The following is a 10,530-nucleotide window of genomic DNA, read 5'->3' on the forward strand; positions in this document are numbered from 1 at the left end:
TTCGCCGGTTCGGCGCTGCAGCAACTCGGTATCGAGCAGACGACGGCGGGCAACGCGGCCTTCGTGACGGGGCTCTACATGGTCATCGTCCCGGTCGCCGGGCGGCTGTTCGGACACACCACACCGGCGGTGACGTGGGCGGGGATCGCGCTGGCCGTCCCCGGGCTGTTCCTGCTGACCTGGACGGGGGCCGGTATCGGGCCCGGTGACCTGCTGTGCCTCATCGGCGCCGGGGTGTGGGCGTTCCACATCCTCGCCGTGGGGAAGGCGTCCGGGGCCATGGACCCGATCCGGCTCTCGATCGCCCAGTTCGTCGTCGCCGCTGTTCTCGGGACGTTCGCGGCGCCCTTGTTCGAGTCACACCCGTTCGGGGGGATCGAGGAGGCCCTGGGCGCCGTCGTCTTCGCGGGGCTGGTCTCGACCGGGGTGGGCTACACGCTGCAGGTCGTCGGGATGCGGCACGCCCGCGCCTCCGTGGCGGCCATGATCATGGCGCTCGAGGCGGTCTTCGGGGCGCTCGGCGGCGTGTTGTTCCTGGGGGAGCGGCTCACCGGCCGCGGGCTGCTGGGTGCGGGCCTGATGATGGCGGGCATCCTGGTGACGCAGCTGCCCTCCCGCCGCGAGCGCGCCCGCGAGGAAGCAGCCTCGCTGGCCGGCGAGTCGCTCCCGCCGCTGCCCGAACCGCCCTCGACCGCCCTGCGTCCCTAGGCTGGGCGCATGGCGTACCGGCCGGTTCTGGGAGTCGTCGCGTACGTGCTGCGCGGGCAGGAGGTGCTGCTCGTGCACCGCACCGCGCGGGCCGACGATGCGCAGTACGGCCTCTACAACGGGCTGGGAGGCAAGGTCGAGCCCGGCGAGGACGTCACCTCGGCGGTGCGCCGCGAGCTACGCGAGGAGGCCGGGATCGAGGCCGTGAGCCTGCGACTGCGCGGCACGGTCAGTTGGCCCGTGCTGGCGGGGCCCGGGGAGGACTGGTTCGGGTTCGTCTTCGTCGTCGACGAGTTCACCGGGGAACCCTTCGCCGCCAACGACGAGGGCACGGTGCACTGGGTGCCGCGCGACCGGCTCGGCACGCTGCCGCTGCCGCCGGGAGACACCGCCTGGCTGGATCTCGTTTTCGACCCGGAGGTGGCCTCCTTCGCCGGCGTTCTGCCGTACGTGGACGGCGCACCCGCGCAGTGGCGGGTGTCGATCGAGCGGGCACTATAGCGGTCCCGGAGGACGGGCGGACACGGTGCGGCGACCCGATTCCGGCGCCGCTAAGGTAGCCAGCATGGCAAAGCGGCCCTACGACGTCCTACCCGGTGATCACGGCTCTCGCATTCGGGTCAACATGCACGGGAGCTACATCCTCCGGGTACCCCGGCTCAACCGCGGCACCGCCTTCACGCACGAGGAGCGGGTGCGGCTCGGCCTGGAGGGCCTGCTACCGGAGCGGGTCACCCCGCTGGAGGGGCAGCTCCACCGCGCGTACACGCGGTTCCTGCGGGCCGCGACGCCGCTGGAGAAGTACGCCTACCTGCAGGGTCTGCGCGACCGCAACACCGTCTTGTTCTACCGGCTGCTGAGCGAGCACCTCGACGAGATCATGCCGATCGTGTACACGCCCACCATCGGGGACGCGATCCAGGAGTTCAGCCTCTGGTTCCAACAGGTCAACGCCGTCTTCCTCGCCATCGACGCCCCCGAACGGATCGAGGCCTCCCTGCGGGCCTCCGGCAAGGGTCCCGACGACATCGACATGCTGATCGTCACCGACTCCGAGGGCATCCTCGGGATCGGCGATCAGGGTGTGGGCGGCGTCCTGATCTGCATCGGCAAGAAGTCGCTCTACACCGCCGCCGGCGGGGTGGATCCCGACCGGATGCTGCCGGTCGTCCTCGACGTCGGGACCGACAACCTCAAACTCCTCAACGATGACCTCTACCTGGGGCTCCGGCACGCCCGCGTCCGAGGTGAGCGTTACGACGCGTTCGTGGACGACTTCGTGCAGGCAGCGCAGGCGGTGTTCCCCCACGCCATGGTGCATTGGGAGGATTTCGGAGCCAGTAACGCCCACCGCATCCTCAACCGATACCGCGATGAGCTGTGCACCTTCAACGACGACGTGCAGGGTACGGCCGCCGTGGTGGCCGCCGCGGTCATGGCGGGCGTCAGCGCCAAGGGGGAACGCCTGCGCGATCAGCGCATCGTCATCAGCGGCGCCGGAACCGCGGGGATCGGCGTCGCCGACCTGCTGGTGGACCTCATGGTCAGCGAAGGGCTGACCCCCGAGCAGGCCCGCGGGCTGTTCTGGGCGACGTCGAGCCGCGGTCTGGTCACCGACGACCCGCACCTGCGGTTCCGGGACTTCCAGCGGCCCTACGCCCGCGCCATCGTCGAGACCGAGGACTGGGCGGTGGACGAGCCCGCCCGCATCGGGCTGGCCGACATCGTGCGCAACGTGCACCCCACCGTCTTGATCGGGACGTCCGGCCAGCCCGGCACGTTCAGCGAGGCCGTCGTCCGCGACATGGCGGCCCATGTCGAGCAGCCGCTGATCTTCCCGCTGTCCAACCCGACGGTGCTGGCCGAGGCGACGCCCGCCCAGCTGATCGAATGGACCGACGGCCGCGCGCTCATCGCCACCGGCTCGCCGTTCGGGCCGGTGACGCACGAGGGTGTCACCTACACCGTGGCGCAAGCCAACAACGCGCTGGTGTTCCCCGGGCTGGGGCTCGGGGTGGCCGTGTGCCAGGCCACGCGGGTCACCGACCACATGATCGCGGCGGCCGCGCGCGCCGTCGCCTCCCTGGTGCACCTTCGGGCGCCCGGACAGTCCCTGCTGCCCAGCGTGCGAGACCTGCGACGGGTGTCCGCGACGGTCGCGATCGCCGTGGCCCGGCAGGCCGAGGTCGATGGGGTGGCCGGAGTGCCGCTGACCGACCCCGTGCAGCAGGTCTTCGACCGGATGTGGCAGCCGGTCTACCCGGAGCTCATCTTCGGCGACGAGTTGCCCTCGGGCTGGGGCGACTAGCCCTCACCCTCCTCACGTCACGCGCCCCCGTCCGGATCGATCCGGACGGGGGCGCGTGTGACGTCGGGTGGCGGTTCAGTCCTCGTCGGTGGCGTACCCGTTGGGGTTGGCCGACTGCCAGCGGAAAGAATCGGCGCAGGCCTCCTCCAGCGTCCGGGTGGCCGTCCAGCCGAGGTCGCGTGCGGCCTTGGACACGTCCGCGTAGCAGGCGGCCACGTCCCCCGGACGACGGGCGGCGATCTCATAGGGGATCGCCGTGCCGGACGCCTTCTCGAACGCCGCGACGAGTTCGAGCACGGAGATCGGGGTCCCGGTGCCCAGGTTCCACACGTAGTAGCCCTCGCGTCCGGTCAGATATTCCAGGGCGGCCAGGTGGCCCGCCGCGACGTCGACGACGTGGATGTAGTCGCGGACCCCAGTGCCGTCGACGGTGTCGTAGTCGTCCCCGAAGACGGTGAGGTGGTCGCGCCGACCGGCCGCGACCTGAGCGACGAACGGCAGCAGGTTGTTGGGGATGCCTCGCGGGTCCTCGCCGATGCGCCCCGACTCGTGGGCGCCGATCGGATTGAAGTAACGCAGCACCGCCACCGCCAGGTCGGAGTCGGCCGCGGACACGTCGGCGAGGATCCGCTCGATCATGTGTTTGGTCTGGCCGTAGGGATTGGTGGCGCCGGTGGGGGCGTCCTCGAAGAACGGCGGCTCGGACAGGTCGCCGTACACGGTCGCCGAACTGCTGAACACGATGGTCTGCACGCCGTGCTTGGCCATGACCTCCAGCAGCGTGATGGTCGACTCGAGGTTCTCCCGGTAGTAGGTCAGCGGGATCCTGGTCGACTCGCCGACCGCCTTCCAGCCGGCGAAGTGAATCACCGCGTCAGGGGCGAAGGAGGTGAAGGCCCCGTCGAGGGCGGCCTCGTCGCGGACGTTGGCCAGCACGAACTCGGGGGTGCGCCCGGACAGGTCGGCGACGCGCCGCAGGGACTCGGGGGAACTGTTGGACAGGTCGTCGACGACGAGGACGTCGTGCCCCGCTTGGAGCAGCGCCAGGGTCGTGTGCGAACCGATGTAGCCGGCGCCTCCGGTGACGAGCACGCGCATGGGAATCCTCTCGTTGGGTGTGCGCCCACTCTAACCGGGCTCCTCGCACGCGGCCGGGCGGCGAGTGAACTACCTGCCGGGGGCGATCGGTCACTACTCTCGCCCCATGAAGATCGTGAAGATCGTGCTGCTGATCACCGCCGTGGCCGCCCTCGTGGCGGGCGGGGTCTACCTAAGCCTCGTGTTCCTCGACAACGCACGGCTGCTCGCCGCAGCGAATGCGAACAAGTCGGGCAACCTGTTCAACGATCCCATGCACAACATCTTCCTGGTCTCGGGCCTGGCCCTGGCCGGGGGCCTCCTGCTCGGCCTCGGCATCGGGCTGCCGGTGCAGACGCGCGGAGCCGTCCGTCGTGACGCTCTCGACGAGGTGAACGCCCAGCGCCGCAGCGCGATCGCGAAGGGAGCCGCGCAGCATGCCTCGCTGCCGGAGCAGGGTGCCCCGGAGCTGCCGGCGGCCTCGTCCCCGGCCGCCCCTCAGGAGGAGGCATGAGGCTCGCCGACGCGGACCGCGTCAACGTCACCACGTTCGACGCCGCGGGCCAGGGCACGACATCGACCAACTTCGTCGTCGGGATGGACGAGGACCGGGTTGGTTTGTGGACGACCGAGTCGGGGCCCTGGACGCAGCGGCTGTCGTTGTCCGCCGTGGTCTCGCTGCACGCCGCCTCCTCCTCCGGCAAGGCGTTGCGGGAGGAGCCGGTGATCGAGGGTCGCGCCCGCCTGATCACCGACGGCGCCGAGTACGAGGCCGTCCGGGCCGCCACGCAGGCCAAGTACGGCGTCGCCATGAAGGTGGCCGAGGTCGCCGATTGGGCCTGGGAACTGGGCGGCAAGGGAACGCCGGTCGGCGTGGTCATCGTCAGCATCGTCGGCTGAGCGTGGAGCTGGACACCGCCCGGTGGCTGGTCTCCCCGGAGGCGGCTGCTGCTCTGGCGGCGGCGGACGCCCAGGCCGAGCCCGGCTCTTTGGGGGCCGCGACCGCACTGCGTGCCCTGGTCGCGCCCGACCGGGCCGCCGCCGCGCTCACCCAGGCGTCCCTGCGGCGGCGCGGGCGCGTCAAGTTCGGTGATCGTGCCGCCACCATGTTCTTCACCCCCGACGGCCTCGAGCAGGCCACGAGGGCGGCGGTGGCCGCGCGGCGTGCGGCCTGGTTCGCCGCGGCCGGGGTGCCGAGTGTCATCGATCTGGGGTGCGGCCTGGGGGCCGACGCCTCGGCGCTGCAGCACGCGGGTGTCGGGGTCCAAGCGGTGGAGCGTGATCCCGTGACGGCCGTGCTCGCGCAGGCCAACCTGGGCGTCGAGGTGTGCGTGGGCGACGCGCAGGAGGCCTGGCCGCGGCTGGCCGCTGAGCATCCCGAGGCGGGCGTGTTCGTCGACCCGGCGCGGCGCACCGGCGCGGGGCGCACCTGGCGCATCGAGGACCTGAGCCCGCCCTGGGCGTTCGCTGTGGCCGTGCTGACCTGCGGCCGCCCCGCTGCCCTCAAGCTGGGGCCCGGGGTGCCGCGCCGCGTGATCCCCAGGGATGTGGAGGCGGCCTGGGTCTCGGACGCGCGCACGGTCGTGGAGTGCTCCCTGTTCGCGGGGCCCACCGCGGTCCCCGGGCGGCGCACCGCGGTCGTGGACGGCGTTCCGCTCCACGGCGACGGCGCGGTGGCCGCGGACGTCGGACCGATCGGGGCCTATCTGTACGAGCCCGACGGGGCCGTGGTGCGGGCGGGGCTGGTCGATGACTTGGCGGCGCGGATCGGTGCTCGGCGGCTGGATCCGCAGGCGGCCTACCTCACCGCGGAGGCGTGCGTCCCGACCCCGTTCGCCGATCTGTTCGCCGTCACTGAGGTGCTGCCGTTCGACGAGCGGGTCCTGCGCGGCTGGGTGCGCGAGCACCGCATCGGTATTCTCGAGATCAAGAAACGCGGGCTCGAGGTCGATCCGGCCGTGCTCCGGAAGCGTCTCAAACCATCGGGGCGCGCCGCAGCGACGCTGGTGCTGACCCCGACCCCGGACGGTGCCCGGGTCGTCGTCTGCACGCGGATGACGGATTTTCGGCGTCCCCCGTTAGGGTGACATCACGGGGCATCGCCGGTCCCGTAGCACCCTCGAGGGAAGGCACCCCTTTTTCATGACCGCATTTCGTACACCCCCCCACCGGCGCCCACCACGACGTCGGGCCGGAGGAGATCTTCTTCTCCACGACGGATGCCCGAGGTGTCATCCTGCAATCCAACGACGTCTTCGTCCGGCTGTCTCGCTATCCGCGCGAGCGCCTCATCGGCGCCCCGCACAACATCATTCGGCACCCCGCGATGCCTGCCGGGGCCTTCCTGCTGATGTGGGACACCCTCACCGCGGGGAGACCGTTCTGCGCCTACGTCGACAATCTGGCCGCGGACGGCAGCTGTTACACGGTGTTCGCGACGATCACCCCGTTGGGGGATCGTTACCTGTCGGTCCGGTTCCGCCCGTTGCGCACCGACCTGCTGGGCGCGGCACGCAGCCTGTACGCCGCCGTTCGCCCCGGGGAATTGGAGCAGCGTGCGCTGGGCCTGAGCGCGCACGCCGCGGCCGAGCACGGTCTTGGGCAGTTGGCCTCGCTGCTGGCCGGGGCGGGGTTTCCCAGCTACGAAGAGTTCATCTGGACGGCGCTGCCCGCCGAGGTGATGGCGCGTGCGAACGCCGGGGTGGGGTACCCCGATCGCACCGACAGCGCGAGCGAGTGGTGGCCCCTGCTGGCGGCCGGGGCGCGAGTGCACCGGGCGTTGACCTCGTGGGTGGGCCAACTCGACACCTTGCAGGAACTCGCCGATGCCCTGGTCGCCGGGGGACAGCGCGTGCGCGCGGGGATCACCGCCTCCGAGCAGGCGGCCGGTGATCTGACCGCGGCCGCGTCGGCCACCTCCGGGTTCTCCCCGGTGATGGCGTCGCTGACGTTGTGGGTGGCGATGACCGCCGAGATGGACGAGATGCTGCGCGCCCTGGCCGATCGGCTGGCCGAGTTGCGCACGGGTGTCGCCCGCACCCGCTTCGGCATCGCCTTGGGGTCGCTGGAGTCGGAGACGGTCGGGCGATTCGTCAGTGAGTTGATGGACGGTGGCCCGGGAGCACGGGACGCTCAGCCAGCGATCCGCGATCTCGTCGTGGCCCTGCGCAAGGGGGTGACCCAGGCGTCGGCGGAGACGGCGGCGAACGCCGCCCTGGCCGCCAGCGTCGCGGACGAGGTGCAGGCCCTCGCGGAGTTGCTGGGCGTGCCCACGACGCTGCTGGCCGGGTTCGAGGCCATGGCGGGGGAGCGCAACGATCCCGCGCTGTCGGCCGTCCTGCCCCGGGTGCGCGAGGTCATCGCCCGAGGCCAGGCCGATGCCGACGCGTTGTCCGCGCTCGCGGGGCGCTGCCGGGCGTTCGTCGCCTTCGATGCGGCGCATGTCCACGCGGACCTGGATCGGATCGACGCGCTCACCGGCGGCATCTGGGACTGATCCGACGCTCCGATTAGCACTCGGGTTGAACGAGTGCCAGCGCGTGGATACAGTCGTATCTGGCACTCGAACATCGAGTCTGCTAGCCCACGGCGGCACCGCGACGACGCCTGGGCGGCGCAATCGAAGAACCGTCAACGGGCCCTGTCACCGGGGCCCACACGCAGAAAGGGCACCATCGTGGCCGTCACGATCAAGCCGCTCGAAGACCGCATCCTGATCCAGCCTCTGGAGGCCGAGACCACCACCGCTTCGGGTCTGTACATCCCCGACACCGCCAAGGAAAAGCCGCAGGAGGGCAAGGTCGTCGCCGTCGGCCCGGGCCGCGTCGACGACTCCGGCAAGCGCATCCCGCTCGATGTCGCCGAGGGCGACGTCGTCATCTTCTCCAAGTACGGCGGCACCGAGGTCAAGTACGACGGTGCCGAGTACATGCTGCTGAACGCGCGCGACATCCTCGCCGTCGTCACCAAGTGACCACCGCGAACCATCGATAGGAACATTCATGGGTAAGGCTTTGAAGTTCGACGAGGAGGCACGGCGCGCGCTTGAGCGTGGCGTCGACGCCCTCGCCAACACCGTGAAGGTGACGCTCGGCCCCAAGGGTCGCTACGTCGTGCTCGACAAGAAGTGGGGTGCCCCGACCATCACCAACGACGGCGTGACCGTCGCCAAGGAGGTCGAGCTCGCCGATCCGTTCGAGAACCTGGGCGCTCAGCTCGCCAAGGAGGTCGCCACCAAGACCAACGACGTCGCCGGTGACGGCACCACGACCGCGACGGTCCTGGCGCAGGCGCTCGTGCACGAGGGGCTGCGCTCGGTGGCTGCCGGCGCGAACCCGATCGAGCTCAAGCGCGGCATCGAGAAGGGTGTCGTCGCCATCGACGCCGCACTGGCCGAGGTCGCCAAGCCGGTCGAGACGACGGCCGATATGGCCAGCGTCGCCACCATCTCCAGCCGGGACGCCGAGATCGGCGAGCTGATCGCCAACGCGTTCGACAAGGTGGGCAAGGACGGCGTCATCACCGTCGACGAGTCCAACACCTTCGGCACCGAGCTCGAGTTCACCGAGGGCATGCAGTTCGACAAGGGCTACCTGTCGCCGTACTTCGTGACCGATCCGGAGCGCATGGAGGCCGTCCTGGACGACCCCTACATCCTGGTCAACTCGGGCAAGATCAGCTCGATGAACGATCTCCTGCCGCTGCTGGAGAAGGTCATCGGCGCCAACGGCACCCTGATCATCATCGCCGAAGACGTCGACGGCGAGGCGCTGTCGACTCTCGTGGTGAACAAGATCCGCGGCACCTTCAACTCGGTTGCCGTCAAGGCCCCCGCGTTCGGCGATCGCCGTAAGGCCATGCTGGAGGACATCGCGATCCTGACCGGCGCTCAGGTCGTCTCCCCCGAGGTCGGGCTCAAGCTCGATCAGGTCGGCCTCGACGTGCTGGGCCGCGCCCGCCAGGTCGTCGTCACCAAGGACAACACGACCATCGTCGATGGCGCCGGCCAGGCGGCCGACGTCAAGGGTCGCGTCGAGCAGTTGCGTGGCGAGATCGAGCGGACCGATTCCGACTGGGATCGCGAGAAGCTGTCCGAGCGGGTCGCGAAGCTGGCCGGTGGCGTCTGCGTGATCAAGGTCGGTGCCGCGACCGAGGTCGAGATGAAGGAGAAGAAGCACCGCATCGAGGACGCCGTGTCCGCGACGCGTGCGGCCATCGAGGAGGGCATCGTCGCCGGTGGCGGCTCCGCCCTCGTGCATGCTGCCTCCGCCATCGAGTCGGGTCTGGGTGACACCGCCGACGAGAAGACGGGGTCGCTCATCGTGAAGAAGGCCGTCGTCGAGCCGCTGCGGTGGATCGCCGAGAACGGTGGCGAGCCGGGCTACGTCGTGGTCTCCAAGGTTCAGGAGCTGCCGGCCGGGCACGGTTTCAACGGTGCCACCGGTGAGTATGAGGATCTCATCAAGGCCGGAGTCATCGATCCGGTGAAGGTGACCCGTTCGGCGCTGTCGAACGCGGCCTCCATCGCGGCTTTGCTGCTCACGACCGAGACGGTCGTGGTGGACAAGCCCGAGGATGAGGACGACGACCAGCACTGATCCTCGTTCGGGCCCACGGGCTCGTCGTTCGTCAGCTCAGGCCCCCGCGCGATGCGCGGGGGCCTGAGTCGTGCGAGGGAACGTCATCGCGCTATACCCCCTGGGGTATGCTGATGGGACGTCTACCGAGAAGAGAGCACGCGATGGCCACCATCGAACTGACCGAGGACAACCTCGCCGCCACCATCGAGGGCAACGAGACCGTCTTCGTCGACTTCTGGGCCGCCTGGTGCGGCCCCTGCCGCATGTTTGCCCCCATCTTCGAGGCGGCCGCCCAGGAGCACCCCGACGTGGTGTTCGCCAAACTGGACACGGAGGCTCAGCCGCAGATCGCCGGCGCGCTGGAGATCCAGGCGATCCCGACCCTCATGGCCTTCCGCGGGGGCGTTCTGGTCTATCGCGAGGCGGGCGCGATGAACGCGTCCGGCTTCGGTCAACTGGTCGAGGCCGTGCGGGCGCTCGACGTGACAGACGTCCGGCGTCAGGCGGCCCTCGCCGCGGACTCGGGTGCGGACGCCCCCGGGGCTTCGTGATGTCGTCGGGGATCGGGGGAGAGGCCTGGCGGGCCGTGATCGCTTGGCCGGTGCGGCGCCGGCTCGTCGCGGCCGCCTGGGCGCTCGGCACGATCCTGCTCATCGGCGTTCCCACCGCGATGATCCCCACCCCGTACTTCGGCCGGGAGATCGCCACCACCTGGTGGGCCTGGCCGGTGCTCGTCGCCACCGCCATGGCCGGAGGGCTGCTCGGGGCGACCTACATCCGGTCCGACGAACAGGACCGGACCTCGTCCTCAGGAGTCGCCGGGGGAGTGCTCGCCTACGTCGCGGTCGGCTGTCCGGT

General features: G+C 70.4%; 11 protein-coding genes and 1 pseudogene. 11 read left to right on the forward strand and 1 reads right to left on the reverse strand.

Annotated elements, in window-relative coordinates; translation table 11 throughout:
• The 3 genes from V7E09_RS12120 to V7E09_RS12130 form a co-directional block, all read left to right on the forward strand.
• The coding region (locus tag V7E09_RS12120; protein ID WP_324523450.1) for a DMT family transporter at window positions 1–708 on the forward strand (708 nt) is incomplete at its 5' end.
• 9 nt (window positions 709–717) lie between these two features.
• Window positions 718–1,209 carry an NUDIX hydrolase gene (locus tag V7E09_RS12125; protein ID WP_324511343.1) on the forward strand — a complete coding sequence of 164 codons (492 nt, stop codon included), beginning with the start codon at window positions 718–720 and terminating at the stop codon, window positions 1,207–1,209.
• 64 nt (window positions 1,210–1,273) lie between these two features.
• Window positions 1,274–3,016 (forward strand): NAD-dependent malic enzyme, encoded by a 1,743-nt coding sequence (locus tag V7E09_RS12130; RefSeq protein WP_324511344.1) that lies wholly within the window; start codon window positions 1,274–1,276, stop codon window positions 3,014–3,016.
• A gap of 75 nt (window positions 3,017–3,091) precedes the next feature.
• Here the strand turns inward: V7E09_RS12130 and galE are convergent, their stop codons facing one another.
• Entirely contained in the window at window positions 3,092–4,114 is a 1,023-nt protein-coding gene (galE, locus tag V7E09_RS12135; RefSeq protein WP_324511345.1) for a UDP-glucose 4-epimerase GalE, read from the reverse strand.
• A gap of 106 nt (window positions 4,115–4,220) precedes the next feature.
• Here galE and V7E09_RS12140 point away from each other — a divergent pair, with 106 nt between their 5' ends.
• The 8 genes and pseudogenes from V7E09_RS12140 to V7E09_RS12175 form a co-directional block, all read left to right on the forward strand.
• Entirely contained in the window at window positions 4,221–4,607 is a 387-nt protein-coding gene (locus tag V7E09_RS12140) for a hypothetical protein (protein WP_324511346.1), read from the forward strand.
• Window positions 4,604–4,993 carry a hypothetical protein gene (locus V7E09_RS12145; protein ID WP_324511347.1) on the forward strand — a complete coding sequence of 130 codons (390 nt, stop codon included), beginning with the start codon at window positions 4,604–4,606 and terminating at the stop codon, window positions 4,991–4,993. The genes V7E09_RS12140 and V7E09_RS12145 overlap by 4 nt, the downstream gene beginning before the upstream one ends.
• 2 nt (window positions 4,994–4,995) lie before the next feature.
• A complete protein-coding gene (locus V7E09_RS12150) occupies window positions 4,996–6,180 on the forward strand; it encodes a class I SAM-dependent methyltransferase (protein WP_324511348.1) in 1,185 nt (394 codons plus the stop codon).
• A gap of 239 nt (window positions 6,181–6,419) precedes the next feature.
• On the forward strand, window positions 6,420–7,589 hold the full coding sequence (locus tag V7E09_RS12155; protein WP_324511349.1) for a hypothetical protein: 1,170 nt from the start codon (window positions 6,420–6,422) through the stop codon (window positions 7,587–7,589).
• A 180-nt stretch (window positions 7,590–7,769) separates the two neighbouring features.
• Window positions 7,770–8,066 (forward strand): co-chaperone GroES, encoded by a 297-nt coding sequence (gene groES / locus V7E09_RS12160; protein ID WP_324511350.1) that lies wholly within the window; start codon window positions 7,770–7,772, stop codon window positions 8,064–8,066.
• A 28-nt stretch (window positions 8,067–8,094) separates the two neighbouring features.
• Window positions 8,095–9,690, forward strand: coding sequence for a chaperonin GroEL (groL, locus tag V7E09_RS12165; protein ID WP_324511351.1), 1,596 nt, complete (start codon window positions 8,095–8,097; stop codon window positions 9,688–9,690).
• Window positions 9,691–9,833: 143 nt separating this feature from the next.
• Complete coding sequence (trxA, locus tag V7E09_RS12170) at window positions 9,834–10,223, forward strand: thioredoxin (protein WP_324511352.1); 390 nt, start codon at window positions 9,834–9,836, stop codon at window positions 10,221–10,223.
• Window positions 10,223–10,530 (forward strand): annotated as a pseudogene (locus tag V7E09_RS12175) (hypothetical protein); the annotation flags it as partial. The gene trxA and the pseudogene V7E09_RS12175, both read left to right, overlap by 1 nt.

It is taken from the genome of Propioniciclava sp. (assembly GCF_036744435.1).
GTDB lineage: Bacteria > Actinomycetota > Actinomycetes > Propionibacteriales > Propionibacteriaceae > Propioniciclava.

Bases quoted from the DNA above. Each gene is read 5' to 3' on its own strand.
- V7E09_RS12125 (WP_324511343.1), top strand. From the start codon at position 718: ATGGCGTACCGGCCGGTTCTGGGAGTCGTCGCGTACGTGCTGCGCGGG.
- V7E09_RS12130 (WP_324511344.1), top strand. From the start codon at position 1,274: ATGGCAAAGCGGCCCTACGACGTCCTACCCGGTGATCACGGCTCTCGC.
- galE (WP_324511345.1), bottom strand. From the start codon at position 4,114: ATGCGCGTGCTCGTCACCGGAGGCGCCGGCTACATCGGTTCGCACACG.
- V7E09_RS12140 (WP_324511346.1), top strand. From the start codon at position 4,221: ATGAAGATCGTGAAGATCGTGCTGCTGATCACCGCCGTGGCCGCCCTC.
- V7E09_RS12145 (WP_324511347.1), top strand. From the start codon at position 4,604: ATGAGGCTCGCCGACGCGGACCGCGTCAACGTCACCACGTTCGACGCC.
- V7E09_RS12155 (WP_324511349.1), top strand. From the start codon at position 6,420: ATGCCTGCCGGGGCCTTCCTGCTGATGTGGGACACCCTCACCGCGGGG.
- groL (WP_324511351.1), top strand. From the start codon at position 8,095: ATGGGTAAGGCTTTGAAGTTCGACGAGGAGGCACGGCGCGCGCTTGAG.
- trxA (WP_324511352.1), top strand. From the start codon at position 9,834: ATGGCCACCATCGAACTGACCGAGGACAACCTCGCCGCCACCATCGAG.